A 21,060-nucleotide genomic window follows, 5' to 3' on the forward strand; every position below is an offset into this window, starting at 1 on the left:
GTCAGTAGTCACCGCCCTTTTTTATAAGGATTTTCATAATAGTCATAAAAAACAGGCCATAAAGTCCCTTTTTGTAGTGCTTCTTTTGGCGTGAATTGCGGTAAGTTTGGCGGTTGAAAGCCTAAAAATAAATTAGGAGGAGTAGAATAATATTTTTTTCCGATAGGAGGACAAGGATCGAGAGGACTATGATAGGGCACGAATGATCTCATATATTTATTCACGAATAAACCTCCTTAAATGTTCATTACTACGTATTGTATTCAGACATAATAGGCCTTTATGACACATATAAAAAAGTAATAAGTGCAGGGGGAATGAATGTGGAGAATGTAAAAAATTTAATTGTGTTAGAAGTAAAGAACTTAAAGGAAACTCTGTATTTTTACGAAGGAATTTTAGGAATAACACCTAGTTCAGAAAGACCACAATTAGATATTACAGGTGTTTGGTATGATGCCGATTCAACGAGAATTAGTTTTGTTATGAATCGCATGTTAGGAGGAAGAGAGAAGAGTGTTACGAATTCATGCGATGGTTTAACATTTTCGATTTCTAACATAGAGAAGTTAAAAAAGAAGCTAGCGTTTTATGAAATTTTATATACGGAAAACAAAAGTGAGAAGAGTATTGTAGTACAAGACCCAGATGGATATAAACTTCAAGTGATAGAGAAGGCCGAATAAAAGGAGGGGATTTAGTGGAGAGAAATTATGAAGAAAGTGCGTTGTTTGAGCATCAATTTTGGCTAAAGGTGCTTACTGATCATTCGCAATTTTTACTTGATGCATTAGCTCCGAAGGAAAAAGAGGATATAAAGAAGGCCGCTTATTTTCTTGAAACATTTACGAATCTTTTAAATAAAGTACATAATGTGAATCTCATTACATTTTCAAAAGAGGCAGAACGAGCCGCAAAGGAAATAAGAATGTTTAAATTAAGTATTATACAGAAACAACTCGAGGGAAAAATCACTATTCATTTTACGCCAACTTTCATCAATCATATGGTAAACGAAGTAGAAGAGTATATAACAGTGTTAGAATTTTTAAAGAAAGGAGAAGTTCCGCCTGTTTTTCATGAATTACATTATCACCTCGTTTGGTTAACAGATGCGGCTGGTCATGCAGGATCTATTTCTGGTGGACTAGATCTTGTTGAAAAAAGATTAAAAGAGAAAAGTGAAGGATTCACGAAGCATTTTGAACAATTTTACTTAAAGGCAGTTGAGATGACGGGGTACTTACGGACAGAGCTTCATCATTTTCCTGCATTAAAGAAGTTTACAAAAGATGTTTCACTTGAGTTAAAATTATTTTCGCATTTTCTCCATGAGGTTGAAGAGCTGGAGTTATCGAATGAAATATTAAGTGCATTATCTGCTAGAATGGCAGATCATATGGCAAGAGAAGAATGTTATTACTTATTAAAATTAGCACAATCATCTGGACTTGAGATGCCAAAGTGTAATCCGCTTTAAAGAAAAAAGAGGTCAATTTTATTTGGCCTCTTTTTCTTTTTTATTTTCTCTTTTTATTTTTGCTTGTTCAATACTTGCCTGTAATGTCTCCATAATATTGATGATATTTGGAGCAGGAGAGATTGTTTCGGTTTTTTCCTGTTGTTCAATTTTGTTTTCGATTAGTTCGGTAAGTGCTTCTTTATACTCATCTGTATACATTTCTTGTTCAAAAGGATTTGTAAGATGGTGGATTAAATTGATTGCTGCTGTGAGTTCTTGTTTTTGAATCGGATAATTTTCATTACTTGGTAAGTTAGGTGTATTTGTTATATCGCGAATTTCATTAGGGTAGTGAATAGTTTGTAATATAAGCCCATCTTCAAAGTTACGGATAATAGCTAAATGTTGTTTTTTTCTAATGGAAATATGGATAAGACCAAGTTTATTCGTACGTTCAAGTGCTTCTTTTAATAATAAATACGATTTTTCATGTCCTGAGGTAGGGCCTATAAAATAAGAACGATCGTAGAGAACAGAATCAATTTCGTTATTTTGGACAAAAGATATAATACGAATAGATCTTGGTTCGTGAGCTTTTTGCAACTCAGCTAATTCTTTTTCATCTATAATAATGTACTTATGAGGTGCGTATTCATAGGCTTTTACAATATCTTTATCATCAATTTCTTCATCCGTACAATCAGGAGCAAATTTTTTATATTTAATAGGTGTTAAGCATTCTTTATGAAGACTTAAAAATTTTATATCGTTTTCTTCTACAGCACTATATAGTTTAATTCCTATATTTAATAATCCAAGTGAGAGTGCACCTTTCCATACGGTATGCAAATGAAGTCTCTCCTTTCCTTAAAAATGATTATGTATATTATGAGATAGTAAGAAATTTCCTATACGTTTATTTGCTTTTTTAGTGAAGAGTAAGCGGGAGAGCCTGAGATATAAAATATATTGACAAGCCCTTCGAAATATTTTAATGTGAGTGTATAAAATTGTCTATAAAGGGGAGTAACTTATTACAGTAAAGTCGTCATTACAGGGAGAAACCCTCGGCTTTATTGGCAACGTTTCGTTGTTAGTGAGACCTTTACCAGCAATGGTAAAGGCCCCTTATTGTCTTTTTTAGGACCCTTACCATGTTTGGTAGGGTCCTTTTTGTATACAAAGAGAGGAGATATAAAAATGAAAAAACTTATTAGTAGATTAAGAGTTGTATTTCATGTTCGCCGATTTGTTCCATTCCTATTTGACTTTTTCACTTCAAAAGAGGTTTCAATAAAGAAGAAAATTTTATCTATTGCGTTTTTAGTTGGTTATGTTGCGATGCCGCTCGATTTAATTCCAGACTTCTTACCGTTTATCGGTATTTTAGATGATATTGGAATTGTGTTATTTATTTTGAACCGAATTGTAAAAATGGCGCCAGTTCAATTACAAGAAAAGCATAACGTAAACGTAGGATAGGAGTTAAAAATATGGAGCAAATTATTTTAGATATAATCGAGTTTTTAAAGCAGTTTTCTTATTTTGGAGTTGTGTTAGCATTAACGTTTGAATTTATTCCAGCAGAAGTAGTTTTGCCCATGGTTGGTTATTGGGTGTACGAGGGAGATATGAATTTTTGGCTTGCTGTACTAGCCGGAACCCTCGGCGGAACGACAGGACCTTTAACGTTATATGCACTCGGTTATTACGGCGGTCGTCCTCTATTAATAAAATACGGGAAATACTTCTTCATTAAAGAAGAACAAATTCAAAAAGCAGATGATTTCTTTGAGAAATATGGACCGGTTGTAGCATTTGTTGGACGCTTTGTGCCAGGAGTTCGAACGCTTATTTCTGTTCCATGTGGTATGGCGAAAATGAACATATGGAAATTTAGTATATATACATTTGTAGCAATGTTCCCGTTAACGACTTTGTATGTTTATTTTGGAATGAAATTAGGTCCGCATTGGGAAAAGGCAGCGGATGTTGTTGGGCAATATATGCTACCGATATTAGGAGGCGTTATTCTTATCGTTGCTAGTATCTTTGTCTATAAATATATGAAGAAAAGAAATAAAACGGAATCTATCTAGTCATTTGAATATTTTTTGAAAATAGATGAATAGTACAGGCAAAAGACTCTGAGGGACATACACATATAGGGAATATAAAAGAGAGAGGGGAAACAACTATGTCTTGTGAGTGCTCAGGGTCAGCATTAACTTGTTGTCCAGATAAAAATTATGTGCAAGATAAAGTGTGTAGTCCGTGGTCTGCTACTGTAGTTGCAACAGCAATTGATAATGTTCTCTATACAAATAATATTAACCAAAACGTAGTTGGTACTGGTTTTGTTAAATATGATGTTGGACCAGGCCCAATTACTGTAGAGGTACTTGATTCTGCTGGGGGTACAATTGATACACAAACATTAAACCCAGGAACGAGTATTGCTTTTACGTATCGCCGCTTTGATAGTATACAAGTTGTGTTACCTGCAACACCTGCTGGAACGTATCAGGGAGAATTTTGTATTACAACACGTTATCCACTTTCATAGCAGAATAGGAGAGGTTCAAAATGGGAATGAGAAGTTCCAGTTTGTCTTGTTGTTCTAATAAAACACTTGTGCAAGACCAAGTATGTACAGACTGGTCTATTACAGGTGCTGGTACTCAAATTGTATATACAAATAATATCACGCAAGAAGTATATGGTTCAGGTTACGTGAAATACGATGTGGGAGCCAACCCGATTACAGTTGATTTTTTAGTAGGGGCAACAGTAGTTGATACAATTACTGTACAACCACAAAGTAGTGGTACTTTCACTGTCCGATATTTTACTACTGTCCGAATTACTACGACAGGAACGACTGTTAATCAAGGTGAGTTTTGTATTACAGTACGTTATCCAATCTCATAAAAAGCATACCGTGAACGGTATGCTTTTTTTTGAGAAAGTAATGAAATTGGTATTCTATAAGCAACATGTAAATTCACAACAGTACTTGCCTTCTAAATATAGTGAAGGATTACTTGTTATATTGATAATACTGACCGATTGTAAGTCTTTTCCTGTGTACGATATTGTATTACCAGGAAACACAGTGAAAATATTGGTTACGGCTCCAACGATCTGAATTGTAATTGCTTCTGTGCTGCTAGTACTATTGTAAACTGAGACAGTACCTGATATAAGTAGTATCCCATCACTTTGCCACAGTATCATTGATTGTGATGCATCTTTGGTAGAAGGAATGGTGTTATTAGTTATAAGGAAATTCCCTGCAAATTCATTTGTTACTCGCTCGCAATTTGGATTTGGAGGAGGGGGCGGTGGACAAGGGTCTGGACAAATAATAGATAAAGGAGCGAAACAGCCGATATTTTTTTTATTCTTCAATACAACCCCTCCTTTTAAGTTGTCTTTTACTACTATTAAATGTAAAAGCATGGCCGATGTGTTAAAAAAAGAAGGGAATATTAAAAATTAAAATTGTCTAATAGGCTTAAACCTTAACTTATCATTAGTGTTATAGAAAAGATTATATGTGAATAGTCATAGGAAAAGAATGATCAGACTCTTTTAGACAAAAGGTGGTTGTATACAATAGTACGAGGAATGTTGGACTTAATTTCTAATTAACTGTATATTTACAAAAATCTAATAAAGTTCATTTGTTATTTAAACGACATTAACATGTATTAGATAAAATAGCCCTTGTAATGAATCAATTATTATGAGGAGGATTCACGTGGAAAGAATTGCTTTACGAAAAGTAAAAGGTCTTATTGGATTATTGATGGTTTTTGTATTAGCATTTGTATCATTTCCGTGGAGTACATCAGTCAAAGCGGAAGAGAAAAAGCAAGAAAAGGCACCAAATGAGAAGAAAATAGTTTTCCCAGTTGTAAGTGATGTTCATATTAAAAATAGTGGAACAGATGATATGTTTCGCTGGAAAAGAGCGATTGAACAGTTCAATACGCTTGCACCAAAGCAAGATGCGTTCGTAATTGTGGGAGATTTTACTGATTCAGGGTCTGTGCAGCAATATGATCGTTTCATGCAAGTATATAACGAAAATGCAAATAAAGATGCAGTACGAATGAATTCTCTTGGTAATCATGATTATTGGAACGGTTTATCTGTAGAAGGAGCGCAGAAGCGTTTCTTAGAAAAAACAGGAATGGAATCAATTTATTATCATAAAGTGGTAAAAGGGTATCATTTTATCGTAATGTCTCCAGAAAATGAAACGACACATGGGTATTATTCGGACAAACAAATTAATTGGTTAAAAGAAGAAATGGCAAAGGCGCAAAAAGATGATCCAGAAAAACCGATTTTTGTATTTTTACATCAACATATTAAAGATACAGTGTACGGTAGCCAAGAATGGGGAACAAAGGATAGTGCAAAAATTAATGCAGTATTAAAAGAATATCCGCAAGTCATTACGTTTTCAGGTCATTCACATTATCCATTAGATGATCCAAGATCGATTCATCAAAAGGACTTTACATCTGTTGGTACCTCTTCTGTAAGCTATATGGAGGTAGAGGGTGGCAAAGTGCAAGGGAATACTCCTTCAGAATCGCGTGCATTAAGCCAAGGTTTATTAGTAGAAGTAGACGATAAAGAAGTAACGATTAATCGACGAGATTTCCATACGAATTCTTGGACAGGCGAGCCATGGAAAATTAAATTACCAGCAAAGAAAGAAACATTTACACATGTAGAAGATCGTGATAAAGAAAAGCCTTACTTTGCTAAGGATGCAAAGCTTGCTGTATCAAATGTAACAGAAAATGCGGCAACAGTAACATTCCCGCAAGCATTGGACAACCTTCTTGTTCACTCTTACCGTGTACAGGCTAGAGATAAGCAAACGGGTGAAATAAAAAATAAATTGTTAGCATTCTCAGAGTTTTATCGTGATCCAGTGCCGAAAGATCTTACGTTTACGCTTGCAGGATTAGATGGCGGGAAAACATATACACTTGAAGTCTTTGCGATTGATTCATTTGGCAATGAAACCGCGCAGCCGTTAACTGCGGAAATTACTACGAAAAAAGATAATATTGACCCGAATGTGAAAGTACCAAAAGCTGATGTTTTTGATGTAAACTTTGCAGATGGTACATTTAAAGACAATTCACCATTTGGTACAAAAGGTGATGTGAAGGGCAATGTGACTATTGAATATGATAAAGCATTGAAAAAGAATGTTATGAAGTTAAACGGACAATCTAATACATTTGGATACCTTCCATTTTCAGCAGCACAAAAAGAGAAAGTAGCAAATACATTTACGCTAGAAACGGTATTTTCAATGAATCAAATCCGTGGCCAAGGTATTTTGCAAAATACAGAGAGCGGTGGAATTGGTTTTGAATCTACAGGCGATGGAACTGTAGAACTGTGGGCTCATATTGGTGGTAGCTATAAACGTGTTGGAACGAAATTAGCAGCAAATAAAACGTATCACTTAACAGGAACATATAACGGAAGTGAAGTGGCAATTTACGTAGATGGTAAAAAAGTAAATAGCCAGCCAGCTACTGGGAAAGTGTATCATCCAAACGTACCATTTGCACTTGGAGCGGATCCTGATAGTAACGGAAATGGTGGTATTCCGTTAAACGGACAAATTGCGCTTGCGAAATTATATAGTAAAGCGTTAAGTTCTTCAGAAGTATTAGCAGCGTACAATGAGTTTTCTAACCGTACGAAGTTAGAGCAAGTAACTGCGTTATTTGAAGAGCTTGGAAAAGTAAAAGAAGTGTTAGCTGGTACGTATGAATTTGGTGATAAGCCAGGTCAATATTCAAAGGAAGCATTTCAAGAACTAGAGAAAAGCTATAACATTGCAAAGCAAGCGTTCGAAAATGTAGGAAGTACTGGGGAACAAATTATTCAAACGTATAACGAATTAAAAACAGCTAATGTAACATTTGTACAATCAAAAGTGGCAGAAGAACAACCAAAAACACCGAAAGAAAAATTACAGATCAATATTGAATCTGCAAAAGCAGTAGTGAAGAAAGCGCAAGCTGTAAATGTAACAGATGGTTCAGTGAAATCATTGCAACAAAAAATTACAGTTGCAGAAGCTGTATTAAAAGATGTGGAAGTAAAAGATGCACAGGTAGAAACGATGAATCGTACATTAGAGTATGCGATTTCACTCGTTGACAAAAGTATGAACAAATAAGAGAGAAGAAAAGAAGCTTATCATGATAGGCTTCTTTTTTGTTATACTAAAAGTAGCATAGAATGAAGGAGCGAATAATTTGGAACAGAAAAAGCTAAAAAGGATTCTTGAATATGTATGGATCGCGGTTGTGCTCCTTGTAGGATATTATTTCTTAAAAGAGAAAAGTATTTGGGTTTTATTTTTAATGACTTTTTTATTAGCAGGACTAGGAACGTTATTTATTAACTTTTTCTTTGATAGTTTGAATGCCTGGAAGAATAAAAAGAAGGGAACGAAGTAAAGGAGGGAATATATGCAAAAGTGGAAGCTCATATATCAGGTGATTATTTTCCTATTGCTTGTAGGTATTGGAATGGTTAAATACTCGACACCAATAGGAAATTGGGCATGGTTTACAGCTTGCATTGGCATATTCATCATTTTACAATCGTTGACGAAAAAAAATAATAAGATATGAAGGTAGCTCGCCGTTTTATCGGCGAGCTATTTTGTTATGCTTTTTTCTTTTCATCATTTGTTTTTTCAATAGCTAAATGACTATGTTTCCTAGAGTAGAAGAAATAGAAGCATAAGCCGACTATAAGCCAAACTGCAAAGCTAATCCATGTTGTTTTAGACAAATTGATCATTAAATATAAGCAGCAAAGAATCGCGACAACTGGTAATACAGGTACGAAAGGTGTACGGAATCCACGTTTTAAATCAGGGTGTGTTTTTCGTAAAATAAGTACTGCGCAGCAAACGAATGTAAAGGCTGTTAACGTGCCGATGTTTACTAAATTCGCTAGCAAATGTAAATCTAAAAGTCCTGCTAATAAAGCAGCAACAACGCCAGTAATCCACGTATTTAATAAAGGGATTTTTACTCTTTTATTTACACGTGCTAACGCTTTTGGAAGTAGACCATCACGGCTCATTGCATACGAAACGCGAACTTGTCCATACATAACGACTAAGAGAACGGTTGTCATTCCAGTCATCGCTCCAACAGCGAGTAGTCCTGCAATTGTATCCTCACCAACGAAATGCAATGCAAATGCAACTGGATCAGAAACGTCTAATTGCGTATAAGGAACCATACCTGTTAAAACGAAAGATACAATCATATATAAAACAGTACAAATAAGAAGAGAACCGATAATACCAATTGGTAAGTCACGCTGCGGTTTTTTCGTTTCTTCTGCAGCGGTTGCAATTGCATCAAATCCTAAGAAGGCGAAGAACACAGTGGCAGCCCCAGTAATAATACCGTCGTATCCGAATGGGATGAACGGTGTCCAATTTTCAGGTTTTACATATTTTGCACCTGCTACGATAAAGGCGATAATAACGGCTAACTTGATAAGAACCATAATATTATTAATGCGTGCGCTTTCGCGTATACCAAAACTTAAAAGGCCAGTAATAAGAAGTAAAATGCAGACAGCTGGTAAATCAATGAGACCACCTTTTCCTACGCCAGGGGCCGAGGCGATTATGGCGGGAAGATGGATGTTAAATCCTTGTAGTAAAGATTGTAAATAACCAGACCAACCGACAGCTACTGCTGCAACGGCAAGTAAATATTCGAGCATTAAACACCAGCCGACGATGAAGGCGACGACTTCTCCGACTGTCATGTATGCGTAAGTATACACACTTCCTGAGACAGGAATAGAAGAAGCAAATTCAGCATAACAAAAGGCTACACAAGCACAAGTAAATGCAGCAATAAGAAATGATAGCATAATACCAGGACCAGAATGTTTTGCTGCAACAATACCTGTTAATACAAAAATCCCTGTCCCAATTACGGCGCCGATTCCTAGAAACGTTAAATCGAGTGCAGTTAATGTTCTATCTAGCTGCTTTGGTGATTCAGTACTAAGCGCTTTTTTTCGTAATAATGACTTCACTTTGGACTCTCCCCCCGTTTTTTCATTTCCATAACTACGACTATAGTATGAGCCCGTTAAAAAAGAGTAAGTAAGGAAGTGGAGGTGCAGTTATGGTATGTAGTTTTTAAAATTGCTGGATTAATCTTAATATAATTCAGAATATTTTGTCAAATAAAAATATGACAAATAAAATGCGGATCAATAGGGGAAACTACTTGCAGAAATGGACGGGGGTTAACGACCCACTGATTAAAGTTAAAGTAGGAGCAGATGCTATGTTATTTTATTTTGAACTTGTCGTCATTTTACTTTGTACGAAATTAGCTGGTGACATTAGTGTAAGACTTGGTCAGCCTTCTGTACTTGGTAAGTTAATTGTCGGTATTATTATCGGTCCGGCTGTATTAGGTATTATTAATAGTTCTGAACTGATTGATGAATTGAGTGAGATTGGTGTTTTGTTACTTATGTTTATGGCGGGACTTGAAACAGATTTAGAAGAGTTAAATCGGAATTTGAAATCGTCATTTGCAGTAGCGGCTGGTGGAATTATTTTTCCTTTCATCGGTGGTTATGTAACAGGATTGCTGTTTGGATTAATGCAGTCCCATGCCATTTTTTTAGGGTTATTACTTTGCGCAACATCGGTTAGTATTACGGTGCAGACGCTACGTGATCTAGGAAAAATGAATACGAGAGAAAGTACAACAATTTTAGGTGCTGCCGTATTTGATGATGTCATTGTCGTTATTTTATTGGCATTTGTAATGAGTTTTTTAGGAACACAAGATGTTAATATAACACTTGTCATTGCAAAGAAAATTATTTTCTTTGTAAGTATTGTTTTTATTGCTTGGAAAGTCGTTCCTTGGATTATGAAAATGCTTGTCCCGCTTCGTGTAACAGAAGCGTTAATTAGCGCGGCTCTTATTATTTGCTTCTCTTTTTCTTATTACAGTGAAATGATGGGGATTGCAGGCATTATTGGAGCATTTGCAGCAGGAATTGCTATTTCTCAAACAGAGTATAAGCATGAGGTGGAACATAAAATTGAACCGATTGCTTATGCAATATTTGTTCCAGTATTCTTCGTAAGTATCGGAATGGAAATTACATTTCAAGGCATTGGAAGCCAGCTTTGGTTCATTATTATTATGACTCTCATTGCAATTTTCACAAAGTTAATCGGATCAGGTTTAGGAGCGAGACTGACAGGATTTAATCTCCAATCTTCTATTAGTATTGGTGCGGGGATGGTATCACGTGGTGAAGTAGCGCTTATCATCGCAGCAAATGGACTTACGGCGAATTTATTAGCGAAAGAAAATTTCACAGCGATTGTTATTGTTGTTATATTGACGACGATTATTACACCGCCACTTTTGAAGAAATATTTTGTATAGAGAGGAAGGGCTTATCTGATGTAGGTAAGCTCTTTTTTTATTCCTAAAAGCAACGATCATATAGCATGAAGGGTTTGTAATTATGGTAAAATCTATGTATGTGATATGACAAGGAGAGGGAAGTGTGAAGATTACGAAGGAGAAGGTTATCGGTGTAATTGTACTTATTGCAGTATGTATACCATTTACTGCATGGAAAGAATCAAAAGTGAAAGATTTTCCGGTTTCTATTTTTTCGGAAGAAGCAGATGGTGAGTACGATCAGAAGCTGAAATATACTGCTTTTTTACCTGATGTTGCGATTTGGATGAACGGTTGGAAAGAGAAGTGGACAGAAGGAGAAAGAACTGTTTATCAAAAAGGGAATCGCATTGTAAATGTGTTTCATCCTCCTGGCGATGATGGTTTTTACCTTCTTGAAGTAAGAGAAAATAAGTGAACGCAACCGTAAGAAGTGGAGGTTAAATAGTGAAAGCTTCAACATTACTATTTAAAATTGAAAGTAATATGGATCAATTTTCACCAGCTGAGAAGAAGGTTGCCATGTACATAATGGAGAATGCAGAGATTGTACCGAATTTAACGACGAAAGAAGTGTCAACGAATGCAGGCGCAAGTGAAGCGAGTGTCGTTCGCTTTTGTAAGTCGATTGGGATTGGGAGCTTTAAAGCATTTAAAATAGCACTCGTTCGTGAATTAACGATTGCTGATTATAATATTAACGATTTTTCAGTGATGAATACGGAAGATGGCCCGTACGATTTGTTTAATAAAGTCACTTATGTGAATAAAGCTGCGATTGAGGCGAGTGTTACTGCGATAGATAAGAAGGAACTTGAGAAAGCTGCAGATCGTATTGTCAATGCGGATAAAATTATATTTTACGGAGTAGGCGGATCAGCTACGCCAGCAATGGACGGGGCTTATAAATTTACGCGGCTCGGATTTACAGCGATGATGCTATCTGATTTTCATATGATGTTGCCGCTTGTGACAAATTTAAAAGAAGGCGATATATTTGTTGCGATTTCAACATCTGGTCGAACGAGAGATGTGCTTGAAATGGCGCAGTATGCAAAGAGACAAGGTGCAACTGTTATTGGAATTACGAAGCTAGATCAATCATCCCCCTTATATAAAGAAGCGGACATTCGTCTTTGTATGCCAGATGTAGAACAAGATCATCGTATTGCAAGTATTGCGTCGAGAATGACGCAACTGAATATGATTGATGCTTTATATGTGATTACTTTCAACCGAATTGGCAATAAAGTATTGGATCAATTTATGGAGACGCGAGAAGAAGCGTTGCGGTTACGGAAGTTAAAGTAGAAGAAAAGGTGAGGAGACTCATCTTTTTTATTATCTTTGACACAAATATGTCATGTTGTGAAATTTTATTTCATAAAATAAGAAAGAGTTATTGATTTTTAGTTTCTTGAAGTTATAATAAAAGTGTGAAATATAATTTCAAAGAGGGTGGAAATATGTTAGAAAATTTATCGACAGAACATCGTAATGAGAAAACAATGAATCTGGATGAAATGAGCATAAAAGAAGTGTTGCAAAGTATGAATGAAGAAGATCGAACTGTTGCGTTAGCAGTTGAAAAAGAGATAGAACAAATTGAAAAGGTTGTACAGACTGTTATTAAATCTTTTGAAGAAGAGGGACGCTTAATTTACATTGGTGCTGGTACGAGTGGTCGTTTAGGTATTCTAGATGCAGTGGAATGTCCGCCGACATTTGGCACGGATGATAAAATGGTGCAAGGATTTATAGCAGGTGGATTGAAAGCGTTTACTAAAGCGGTGGAAGGTGCCGAAGATCGCGAAGAGTTAGCAGAAGAAGATTTAAAAAGTATTGGATTAAATGAGAAAGACACAGTGATTGGAATTGCTGCAAGTGGCAGAACTCCTTACGTAATTGGTGGCTTGAAATACGCACAGAGCGTAGGAGCGAGTACAGCGAGTATTTCTTGTAATAAAAATGCTGAAATAAGTAAATATGCAAAGTTAAACGTGGAAGTAGAGACAGGTGCAGAAATATTAACAGGATCAACGCGTTTAAAGGCTGGTACAGCGCAAAAATTAGTACTTAATATGATTTCAACAGCTTCTATGATTGGTGTTGGGAAAGTATATAAAAACTTAATGGTAGATGTTCAATCTACAAATGAAAAGTTAGTAGAACGATCAAAACGCATTATTGTGGAAGCAACAGGCGCTAGTTATGAAGTAGCGGGAGAGTATTATGAAAAGGCAGAACGTAACGTAAAAGCTGCGATTGTTATGGTGTTGTTGCAGTGTGAGTATGGGGAAGCACTGGAGAAACTAAAATACGCAAAAGGGTTTGTGAAGAAAGCACTATAAAATAATAGGGAGGGGGGATTCTATTATGAAGAAAGAAGAGAGAATGGCCAAGGAAATTTCGGAGCAACTTGGAGGAATAAAAAACATTCGTAGTATTGCTCATTGTATGACGAGACTACGATTAACGCTTCATGATGAAAGTAAAGTAAATATGGACCTTTTAAAAAAAGTTGAAGGCGTTATGGGTGTGATTGAAGATGAGACGCTTCAAGTTGTCGTTGGTCCCGGAACAGTAAATAAAGTAGCAGCTGAAATGGAAGGTTTGACAGGGCTACGAATTGGTGAGGTAGCAGATCATCACCTTGAAGATATTGGACAAGAGATGAAATCAGAGATTAAGAAGAAAAATAATACACCGGTGAAAAACTTTTTACGAAAAATAGGAAGTATTTTCATTCCGTTAATTCCAGGACTTGTTGCGTCAGGAATTATAAACGGGGTTGCTAACTTTGCGAAAAACGCTGGTGCTGATCCAAATGCAACGTGGTTACAAATGTTACTACTCATTGGCGGCGGTATCTTTACATTCTTAGGAATTTTAGTTGGTTGGAATACAGCGAAAGAGTTCGGCGGGACACCGGTTCTTGGGGCAATTGCTGGTATTTTAATTTTTAACCCGGCGATGGCAAACGTAAAATTGTTTGGTGAAGCATTAGTGCCCGGACGGGGCGGATTATTCGCAGTTATTTTTGCAGCATGGCTTATGGTTGTAGTGGAAAGACAAGTTCGAAAAGCAGTGCCGAATGCAGTTGATATTATCGTGACACCACTCATTACTGTATTAGTTGTAAGTATCGTAACGATGTTAGCCATTCAGCCATTAGCAGGTTTCTTATCAGATGGTATTACGAGCGGAATTAATGCTATTTTAAATATTGGCGGAGCATTTGCTGGCGCAGTACTTGCCGGAACATTTTTACCTCTCGTTATGGTCGGATTGCATCACGGTTTAACACCAATTCATATGGAATTCATTAATCAAACACACGTAACACCTTTATTGCCAGTACTCGCAATGGCTGGTGCTGGACAAGTGGGCGCAGCAATTGCGATTTATGTGAAAACAAAAAACAAGCGACTTCGAAATGTAATTAAAGGTGGATTGCCAGTTGGCTTTTTAGGAATTGGTGAGCCGTTATTATACGGGGTGACATTACCACTTGGGAAACCATTTATTACTGCTTGTTTAGGAGCGGCTGTCGGTGGTGCATTCCAAGCAGTTATGCAAACAGCTTCTCTTGGAATTGGCGTATCAGGGCTATCTTTAATTCCGTTAATTGCTGACAATAAATATTTACTATATTTCTTAGGTTTAGTAATTGCATATGCTTTTGGATTTATCTTTACGTACTTCTTCGGATTTAAAGAAGAAATGGCAGAAAACATATAGAGAAAGGGGTTCCTTTCTCTTTTTCTATTAATAGAAAGGGAGATTTATATGATCGGAGTTTCCATTTATCTTTCAAAAGAACGAGTAGAGAAACAAGAAGAGTGGCTAAAAGTAGCGAAGGAAAATGGGTTTACATCTATTTTTACATCACTGCACATTCCAGAAGATGATCCAAATACGTATAAAGAGTTAATTCAAATATTAGGGAAACAAGCTCTTGCACATGAAATGGAGTTAATGATTGATGTTTCTCCAAAATCGTTACACCATTTAGGGCTAACATATGAAAATGTGGAAGAACTATTGGACTGGGGCATTACCGGTTTAAGAATGGATTACGGCATTGCGCCAAAAGAAATTGCAAGCGTATCTCATAAGATGAAAGTAGCTTTAAATGCGAGTACGATTATAAAGCCATTTTGGAAAGAATTACTTGCAGAACATATAAGAGTAGAGAATGTAGAAGCATGGCATAATTTTTACCCACGTCCAGAGACAGGACTAGCAAAGTCCTTCTTACAAAAGCAAAATCAATATTTACAGGAGTGCGGAATAAAAACGATGGCATTTATTCCAGGAGATGCGGAAAAACGTGGTCCGTTACATGAAGGGTTGCCAACGTTAGAAAAACATCGCCATATGCGCCCGCTTGAAGCGTACTTAGAACTTGTTCAAGATTGTGGTGTTGATAAAGTATTGATTGGAGATATAAGCGCAAGTTTGGAAAGTATGCAAGAAGTAGCTAGTGCGAGTAGAGGGATTATTCCATTGCGTTACAAATCATTTATAACTGATAAAGAAGTATTAAAAGTGGTGGAGCAAGTGCATACAAATAGACTAGATCCGGCTCGTGATGTTATTCGATCTGTAGAATCAAGGGAAAGAAATAGAGTGGTTTTACAGCCGATGCATACAATTGTAAGAAAGAAAGGCAGCATTACAATTGATAATGAATTGTACGGTAGATATGCAGGCGAGATACAAGTTGCTACACATGATTTACCTGTAGATGAGAAAGTGAATGTTGTTGGAATGGTTATGGAAGAGGACGTTTCTTTACTGCCTTATATTGGCGTTGGAAAAATGTTTCAACTTTTTCTATGTGATAGAATAAAAGCTTGAATTAGCGCTATTTTGTAGGAAAACATTATCCGTAAAACGGATAATGTTTTTTGTTTCCTTTAAAAAAGTATTTGACGAATGAAATAAAATACCGTATTGTTTTGACTTGTAAATAAAAGTTCACCATAACAAAACAAAAAGGAGAGTTCAAAATGAATCAATATATTGGGAATTTAATTATTCGTATCGTGTTAGGAGTTACGTTCTTTGCACACGGTTTAGCAAAGTTTCAATCAGGTATCGATAACGTAGCAGGATGGTTTACAAGCATCGGTTTACCAGGTGGCCTTGCATACGGCGTAGCAACAGTTGAATTAGTTGGTGGTATATTATTAATTATCGGTTTAGGTGTCCGATATGTAGGATTGTTATTCGCTCTTATTTTAGCTGGAGCTATCGTAAAGGTAAATGGAGCAGCAGGTTTATTAGGAGATGGAAAGAATCCGGGATATGAATTAGATCTTGCATTATTATCAATGGGTGCGTATTTATTCGTAGTAAAAGCAGAAGGATATGTAGATCGTTTCTTAAAAGAGAAAGTAATGAAAACGAAGTAAATTTTATTTATAAATTGTTGACTTGAAGAATAATTGTAACTATAATAATTACAACAAATAGATTAAGAGTAAAACAATTTAAATATTTTTTTACACAAGATGTAACTATGTTGGTTACGTCTTGTGTAGAAATAAATAAACGGGAGGAAGTAATATGCCTAAATCAAATTTAGAAATTATTCAAAGCACGTATGAAGGATCAGCTTCTTCGAATGCACAGCATTTAGCAGAAGCCTTCTCTGAAAAAGTGGAATGGACAGAGGCAGAAGGTTTCCCGTATGGCGGAACATATAAAGGTGTAGAAGCTATAATGGAAAATGTGTTTAGCCGTTTAGGATCAGAATGGGATGATTATAAAGCAAGTGTAAATACATATCATGAAGTAAACGGAAAAGATGTAATTATTGCTGAAGGTATGTATTCTGGAGTTTATAAAGAAACAGGAAAATCATTTGAAGCAGAATTTGTTCATGTATGGCAACTTGAGAACGGAAAAATCGTGAAGTTTAAGCAATATGTAGATAGTTATATTGTTAAGGAAGCAATGAAGAGCTAATGCTTTTTAAATGGATTGTAGGTATATGTATTACCATTATGGTAATTTTCTCTTCTATAGTTGGCGGAAAGAAATTGCTTGCATATGTGGAAAAAGAAAATAAAAATATTCAAACCGAGCGAGCGGCAAACGAAAAAGAGAAAAAAGCCGCAGAAGAAGCTTCGCAAATTAGTGAAGGTGAAATTATTTCTACTATGCATAAAATGGTGCACCAAAAGGTAAAATCCTCTGAAAAATGGGGATTTGTAGAGATGACAAAAAAGGAAATTTCTAATGTAAAAAGAGATATTGAAAATAGTACAGGCTTTCAATATAAAATGAAGTTATTTTCTATTATAAATAGATGGGAAAAAGGAGATTTTTCTCAAACCGTTGAGGAGCACAACTTTTTATGGAGCCTTCAAGGTGGAGATACTGGCAAGGCGACGGAACGTTTATCGCCAGAAGAGGAAAAGCAGTATATAAAAGAAATGAAGAGTAAATAAAAACATCGCCAACCCAGATGACGATGTTTTTTCATTAAGAATGTTTTCGCATTAAAGGTCTAACAGGCTGAACGGCAACAGTTTTGAAATGAGAAAATAAATAACATCCTGTTACAACGACAATTGTCCCTAAAATTTGTATCCACGTTAATTCTTCTCCGAGAAATATGAATGCTAGAATGGCTGTGAAAATTGGATTGAAGTTTAGAAAAATACCTGATGTAGTTGCGCCTAATTTTTGTACGCCAAGATTCCAAAATACCATACAAAGAACTGTCGAAATAAGCCCAGTATATAAAAGTGATGTGATGAAAGAAGTATTTATATTTGAAACAGTGAAGCTACCTATGTTAAACGGTAGTAATAAAATAACGCCGAAAATACCAGAGTACAACGTTGCCATAAGTGGTGTAGTTGTTTTTGTTGCCCATTTACTACAAACAGAATAGATTCCCCAAATACAAACTGCTGCAATCATCCATAAATCACCGCTATTAAAATGTAGTGAAAATAAAAGTGAGAAATCACCTTTTAATAGGACGAGGATAACCCCGAAGAATGAAAGAATCATGGATAGGATTTGAAGTGTATTTACTTTTTCTTTTAGAAATAATACTGAAAATAATGTGATTGAAATTGCGTTCAACGTAGAGATAAGACCTACATTCGTAGCGGATGTTTTTTCTAATGCTAAAAATTGAAAAATGTTAAAAAGAGCGACCCCTGAAATTCCCATCAATATTAACGGAATTATTGCGGTACGTGGTGGAAGGATTTTCTTTTCTTTAAACCATACCATTGGTAATAAACAAACAATCGCAATCATCCATCTTAAATTTGTCAGTGTCATCGGTGATGCATGATCGACGAGTGATTTCCCAACGACAAAATTTCCTCCCCATAATAAGCTCGTTAGTAATAGTAAAAAGACATAAAAATAAGGCATACTAAAATCCCCTTTTTTGTAATCAATACGAATTGTAAATAATTTTAGCATTTTTCTTTATTATGTAATATATTCTTTTGTATAATGATAAAAACTCGATAAAATGTTTAGTTGTAAATAGTATTTACGAAAAAATATTCAATTTTATATGAATTATAAGGTGTTTTTTCGAATAATCATCGGTAAGAAAAAAGGGGGAATTGTAATGGAGTCGTCTGTTATTAAAGTGTTGGATGATTTGGATGTACAAATTTTAGATATATTGCAGAAGGAGTCACAAGTAAGTAATGCAGAACTGGCACGTCGCGTTAATTTATCACCGGCTGCGATGCATGCAAGAATAAAAAGATTAGATGGGGAAGGTTTCATCGATAAGCAAGTTGCGATTTTAAATCAAGAAAAGCTTGGGTTTGATTTATTATGTTTTATTTTTATGAGTACGAATATTCATCAATTTGACAAGTTGGAAGTGTTGGAGAAAGAATTAGAATCAATGCCAGAAGTGTTAGAATGTCACTGTTTAACAGGAGAGTACGATTATTTATTAAAGGTTGCAAATCGTGATCGTAAAGAACTGGAGCAGTTTATTAGAAAGTTGAATAAGCTTGGTATTACAAGGATACAGACAAGTTTAGCACTTCGTGAAATTAAATATTCGACGGTATTACCGATACGAAATGAGGAACCGAGCATCGATTAGATTGCTTGGTTTTTTGTTTGTATAAAGTGATTGACGAGGAGAAAAGAGAGCTGTATTATTATATGGAATTATGTATTAAAATTCATTCGAAGTTATAAATATTAATATCGGGAGCAAGGGGATGTAATATGAAAATCTTTAATGCAGTTACGAGTGATGTGAAAGAAATTTATAGTCTTATTGAGATTTATGCAAAAGAGGGAGTTGTTTTACCGCGTTCTCTTTTGTCTCTTTATCAATATTTGCAATGTTTATATGTTATGAAAGAAGATGAGAGAATTGTTGGAGTTGCTGGATTGCATGTATTAGGGGAAGATCTTGCAGAGATACGATCGTTAGTAGTTTCGCATACATATGCAGGGAAAGGGATAGGGCGTATGCTCGTAAATCATGTAATGGAGGAAGCTACGAAAATAAATGTAAAAAGAGTAATTTCCTTAACATATGAAACAGTATTTTTTCAAAAGTGTGGATTTGATTTTGTAAATAAAGAAGCGTTGCCAGAGAAAGTATGGATTGATTGTAGACATTGCCCAAAGGTGGATTATTGTGATGAAGTGGCGATGGTTCGGTATGTTGGGTGAAAAATTTATAGAGAACAAGTTCCCACTATTATTTACATATATAGCGGGAACATATATTTCATAAGAAATGGAGATGTTATCAAGCATTTGAATTCGTTTGTCTCACGGCAAAATTATAAAGTGGATCTTTAAGTTCATAGTTATACGTTAAACCGTCGACAATTCCTACAACTTTATCATTATCATAAAGATCGAGCATAAATTGTGCCATTTGTTTTGCAGTGTGGAATTTTGGTACAACATTATCGTATTGGAATTCATCAATATCAAATGAACGTTTCGCAAATTCTGTTTCAGTTGCAGCAGGAGCTAAAACCTTTGCTTGCAGTTTTGCGCCTTGTTCCTTCAGTTCGTGAGACAGCCCTTCTGTAAATGCACTTACATAGAATTTTGTAGCGCAATACGTAACAGCATTAGCAACAATCGTGTATCCGCCGCCCGATGAAACGTTAATAAGCTGTGTTCCATCAACCATTGAATAATCTCGAACGAAAAGGGAAGAGAGTATTGTTAGTGCTTCTATATTGACATGCAGCATAGTCTCTATTTTATTTAAATTTTGTTCAGCAATTGAGGCGAAATTACCAAAACCAGCATTGTTAATCCATGTTTCAATTTGAAAAGCTTGTAGGCTTTCATAAAGTTTATAAACATCTTCAGTGACAGATAAATCAGTTCTTCGAATGATAACATCCAACTCGGGATACATTTCGTTAATTTTCAATTTTAATCCGTTTAATTCTTCTTGTCTTCGAGCTACAAGTACTAAATTTTTTCCGCGAGATGCAAATGTTAAAGCTGCTTCATAACCAATTCCGGAACTTGCACCAGTAATAACAGTGTATTTCATATAAAATCCTCCTAAGTTCAAATTAATTTATGGTTAGATTGTATTTGTTAGAGTATACTCTAAGTCAAATGGTTTTTATAAATTTGATAAGATCGTAAAATGTATGAGGATAAATGGCATGCGGAGGGGGTTTTAGTATGTACACAATTAGCGAGGTAGCAAAATTATTAGGAGTGAGCACATATACACTACGTTATTATGAAAAAGAAAATATATTAATGGCAAATCGCGATACAAATGGAAATCGACTTTACGAAGAGTCACATATAAAGTGGTTGCAGTTTGTAATGAAATTAAAACAAACGCAAATGCCAATAGCGAAAATAAGAGAATACGCTAGATTATATACAGAAGGGGAGCATACAACCGAAGCGCGTTTACAGCTCCTAGAAGATCATAAGAAGTCTATTCAGATTCAAAGAGAAAACTTAGAAGTTACAGAGAAGATGCTCGAAAATAAAATTAGTGCATACAAGTGCTCATTGGAAAATAAATAGATGTTGTTATGTGATGAAAAATAGATTTGA

Annotated in this window: 28 protein-coding genes; 22 read left to right on the forward strand and 6 right to left on the reverse strand. The window is 35.5% G+C overall.

Annotated elements, in window-relative coordinates; all coding sequences use genetic code 11:
• Positions 1 to 8: 8 nt before the first annotated feature.
• Positions 9 to 224 carry a spore coat associated protein CotJA gene (locus JFU02_RS23615; protein ID WP_001046257.1) on the reverse strand — a complete coding sequence of 72 codons (216 nt, stop codon included), beginning with the start codon at positions 222 to 224 and terminating at the stop codon, positions 9 to 11.
• Positions 225 to 317: 93 nt separating this feature from the next.
• Between JFU02_RS23615 and JFU02_RS23620 the strand changes: the two genes are divergently transcribed.
• Together JFU02_RS23620 and JFU02_RS23625 are read left to right on the forward strand one after the other, a co-directional pair.
• The gene (locus JFU02_RS23620; RefSeq protein ID WP_003276813.1) at positions 318 to 686 is read left to right on the forward strand and encodes a VOC family protein; all 369 of its coding nucleotides are present in this window, start codon (positions 318 to 320) and stop codon (positions 684 to 686) included.
• Between the two features lie 14 nt (positions 687 to 700).
• Positions 701 to 1,480, forward strand: coding sequence for a DUF2935 domain-containing protein (locus JFU02_RS23625; protein WP_098223098.1), 780 nt, complete (start codon positions 701 to 703; stop codon positions 1,478 to 1,480).
• Positions 1,481 to 1,498: 18 nt separating this feature from the next.
• Here JFU02_RS23625 and ku read toward each other — a convergent pair whose 3' ends face one another.
• The gene (ku, locus tag JFU02_RS23630; RefSeq protein ID WP_201071714.1) at positions 1,499 to 2,311 is read right to left on the reverse strand and encodes a non-homologous end joining protein Ku; all 813 of its coding nucleotides are present in this window, start codon (positions 2,309 to 2,311) and stop codon (positions 1,499 to 1,501) included.
• A 351-nt stretch (positions 2,312 to 2,662) separates the two neighbouring features.
• Between ku and JFU02_RS23635 the strand changes: the two genes are divergently transcribed.
• The 4 genes from JFU02_RS23635 (at position 2,663) to JFU02_RS23650 (ending at position 4,393) form a co-directional block, all read left to right on the forward strand.
• Positions 2,663 to 2,944, forward strand: a complete 282-nt coding sequence (locus JFU02_RS23635; RefSeq protein ID WP_000733844.1) for a YkvA family protein — start codon at positions 2,663 to 2,665, stop codon at positions 2,942 to 2,944.
• An 11-nt stretch (positions 2,945 to 2,955) separates the two neighbouring features.
• Positions 2,956 to 3,561, forward strand: a complete 606-nt coding sequence (locus JFU02_RS23640) for a DedA family protein (protein ID WP_000435017.1) — start codon at positions 2,956 to 2,958, stop codon at positions 3,559 to 3,561.
• 98 nt (positions 3,562 to 3,659) lie between these two features.
• Positions 3,660 to 4,028 carry a DUF3992 domain-containing protein gene (locus tag JFU02_RS23645; RefSeq protein WP_001277542.1) on the forward strand — a complete coding sequence of 123 codons (369 nt, stop codon included), beginning with the start codon at positions 3,660 to 3,662 and terminating at the stop codon, positions 4,026 to 4,028.
• 20 nt (positions 4,029 to 4,048) lie between these two features.
• Positions 4,049 to 4,393: a DUF3992 domain-containing protein gene (locus JFU02_RS23650; RefSeq protein ID WP_000525819.1), complete on the forward strand. Its 345-nt coding sequence runs from the start codon at positions 4,049 to 4,051 to the stop codon at positions 4,391 to 4,393.
• Positions 4,394 to 4,447: 54 nt separating this feature from the next.
• Here the strand turns inward: JFU02_RS23650 and JFU02_RS23655 are convergent, their stop codons facing one another.
• The gene (locus JFU02_RS23655; RefSeq protein ID WP_232294445.1) at positions 4,448 to 4,831 is read right to left on the reverse strand and encodes an S-Ena type endospore appendage; all 384 of its coding nucleotides are present in this window, start codon (positions 4,829 to 4,831) and stop codon (positions 4,448 to 4,450) included.
• Between JFU02_RS23655 and JFU02_RS32640 the strand changes: the two genes are divergently transcribed.
• The 4 genes from JFU02_RS32640 to JFU02_RS23670 all read left to right on the forward strand — a co-directional run bounded on the left by JFU02_RS32640 (position 4,716) and on the right by JFU02_RS23670 (position 8,148).
• Entirely contained in the window at positions 4,716 to 4,964 is a 249-nt protein-coding gene (locus tag JFU02_RS32640) for a hypothetical protein (protein WP_003306373.1), read from the forward strand. The genes JFU02_RS23655 and JFU02_RS32640 overlap by 116 nt on opposite strands.
• A gap of 261 nt (positions 4,965 to 5,225) precedes the next feature.
• On the forward strand, positions 5,226 to 7,688 hold the full coding sequence (locus JFU02_RS23660) for a LamG-like jellyroll fold domain-containing protein (RefSeq protein ID WP_000439560.1): 2,463 nt from the start codon (positions 5,226 to 5,228) through the stop codon (positions 7,686 to 7,688).
• Positions 7,689 to 7,767: 79 nt separating this feature from the next.
• On the forward strand, positions 7,768 to 7,971 hold the full coding sequence (locus JFU02_RS23665; RefSeq protein ID WP_000435797.1) for a hypothetical protein: 204 nt from the start codon (positions 7,768 to 7,770) through the stop codon (positions 7,969 to 7,971).
• 12 nt (positions 7,972 to 7,983) lie between these two features.
• On the forward strand, positions 7,984 to 8,148 hold the full coding sequence (locus tag JFU02_RS23670; RefSeq protein WP_086406527.1) for a hypothetical protein: 165 nt from the start codon (positions 7,984 to 7,986) through the stop codon (positions 8,146 to 8,148).
• 34 nt (positions 8,149 to 8,182) lie between these two features.
• Here the strand turns inward: JFU02_RS23670 and bcaP are convergent, their stop codons facing one another.
• Entirely contained in the window at positions 8,183 to 9,586 is a 1,404-nt protein-coding gene (gene bcaP / locus JFU02_RS23675; RefSeq protein ID WP_000838714.1) for a branched-chain amino acid transporter BcaP, read from the reverse strand.
• 161 nt (positions 9,587 to 9,747) lie between these two features.
• Here bcaP and JFU02_RS23680 point away from each other — a divergent pair, with 161 nt between their 5' ends.
• The 9 genes from JFU02_RS23680 (at position 9,748) to JFU02_RS23720 (ending at position 17,453) form a co-directional block, all read left to right on the forward strand.
• Positions 9,748 to 10,971: a cation:proton antiporter gene (locus JFU02_RS23680; RefSeq protein WP_050427771.1), complete on the forward strand. Its 1,224-nt coding sequence runs from the start codon at positions 9,748 to 9,750 to the stop codon at positions 10,969 to 10,971.
• A 124-nt stretch (positions 10,972 to 11,095) separates the two neighbouring features.
• Entirely contained in the window at positions 11,096 to 11,410 is a 315-nt protein-coding gene (locus JFU02_RS23685; RefSeq protein WP_000704955.1) for a hypothetical protein, read from the forward strand.
• Positions 11,411 to 11,439: 29 nt separating this feature from the next.
• A complete protein-coding gene (locus tag JFU02_RS23690; protein ID WP_000648167.1) occupies positions 11,440 to 12,303 on the forward strand; it encodes a MurR/RpiR family transcriptional regulator in 864 nt (287 codons plus the stop codon).
• A gap of 155 nt (positions 12,304 to 12,458) precedes the next feature.
• Positions 12,459 to 13,343: an N-acetylmuramic acid 6-phosphate etherase gene (murQ, locus tag JFU02_RS23695; RefSeq protein ID WP_000892346.1), complete on the forward strand. Its 885-nt coding sequence runs from the start codon at positions 12,459 to 12,461 to the stop codon at positions 13,341 to 13,343.
• Between the two features lie 25 nt (positions 13,344 to 13,368).
• On the forward strand, positions 13,369 to 14,733 hold the full coding sequence (locus tag JFU02_RS23700; RefSeq protein WP_000711293.1) for a PTS transporter subunit EIIC: 1,365 nt from the start codon (positions 13,369 to 13,371) through the stop codon (positions 14,731 to 14,733).
• Between the two features lie 48 nt (positions 14,734 to 14,781).
• Entirely contained in the window at positions 14,782 to 15,855 is a 1,074-nt protein-coding gene (locus JFU02_RS23705; RefSeq protein ID WP_086406524.1) for a DUF871 domain-containing protein, read from the forward strand.
• Between the two features lie 152 nt (positions 15,856 to 16,007).
• Positions 16,008 to 16,412, forward strand: a complete 405-nt coding sequence (locus JFU02_RS23710; RefSeq protein WP_001077751.1) for a DoxX family protein — start codon at positions 16,008 to 16,010, stop codon at positions 16,410 to 16,412.
• Between the two features lie 154 nt (positions 16,413 to 16,566).
• Complete coding sequence (locus JFU02_RS23715; RefSeq protein WP_001126709.1) at positions 16,567 to 16,968, forward strand: nuclear transport factor 2 family protein; 402 nt, start codon at positions 16,567 to 16,569, stop codon at positions 16,966 to 16,968.
• Positions 16,968 to 17,453, forward strand: coding sequence for a PRK06770 family protein (locus JFU02_RS23720; protein WP_201071716.1), 486 nt, complete (start codon positions 16,968 to 16,970; stop codon positions 17,451 to 17,453). Before JFU02_RS23715 ends, JFU02_RS23720 begins: the two co-directional genes overlap by 1 nt.
• A 34-nt stretch (positions 17,454 to 17,487) precedes the next feature.
• On the opposite strand, the gene JFU02_RS23725 is transcribed toward JFU02_RS23720, so the two are convergent.
• Positions 17,488 to 18,399 (reverse strand): DMT family transporter, encoded by a 912-nt coding sequence (locus tag JFU02_RS23725; protein WP_001146235.1) that lies wholly within the window; start codon positions 18,397 to 18,399, stop codon positions 17,488 to 17,490.
• A gap of 205 nt (positions 18,400 to 18,604) precedes the next feature.
• Between JFU02_RS23725 and JFU02_RS23730 the strand changes: the two genes are divergently transcribed.
• Together JFU02_RS23730 and JFU02_RS23735 are read left to right on the forward strand one after the other, a co-directional pair.
• Positions 18,605 to 19,099 (forward strand): Lrp/AsnC family transcriptional regulator, encoded by a 495-nt coding sequence (locus tag JFU02_RS23730; protein ID WP_000446097.1) that lies wholly within the window; start codon positions 18,605 to 18,607, stop codon positions 19,097 to 19,099.
• 128 nt (positions 19,100 to 19,227) lie between these two features.
• Positions 19,228 to 19,683 carry an N-acetyltransferase gene (locus JFU02_RS23735; protein WP_000689150.1) on the forward strand — a complete coding sequence of 152 codons (456 nt, stop codon included), beginning with the start codon at positions 19,228 to 19,230 and terminating at the stop codon, positions 19,681 to 19,683.
• A 79-nt stretch (positions 19,684 to 19,762) separates the two neighbouring features.
• Here JFU02_RS23735 and JFU02_RS23740 read toward each other — a convergent pair whose 3' ends face one another.
• Positions 19,763 to 20,533: an SDR family NAD(P)-dependent oxidoreductase gene (locus tag JFU02_RS23740; RefSeq protein WP_000878084.1), complete on the reverse strand. Its 771-nt coding sequence runs from the start codon at positions 20,531 to 20,533 to the stop codon at positions 19,763 to 19,765.
• 113 nt (positions 20,534 to 20,646) lie between these two features.
• On the opposite strand from JFU02_RS23740, the gene JFU02_RS23745 reads away from it, so the two are divergent.
• Positions 20,647 to 21,030, forward strand: a complete 384-nt coding sequence (locus JFU02_RS23745; protein WP_003306379.1) for a MerR family transcriptional regulator — start codon at positions 20,647 to 20,649, stop codon at positions 21,028 to 21,030.
• Positions 21,031 to 21,060 lie beyond the last annotated feature (30 nt).

Origin of the sequence: Bacillus sp. TH13 (assembly GCF_016651175.1) — a bacterium.
GTDB classification, from domain to species: Bacteria; Bacillota; Bacilli; order Bacillales; family Bacillaceae_G; genus Bacillus_A; species Bacillus_A thuringiensis_S.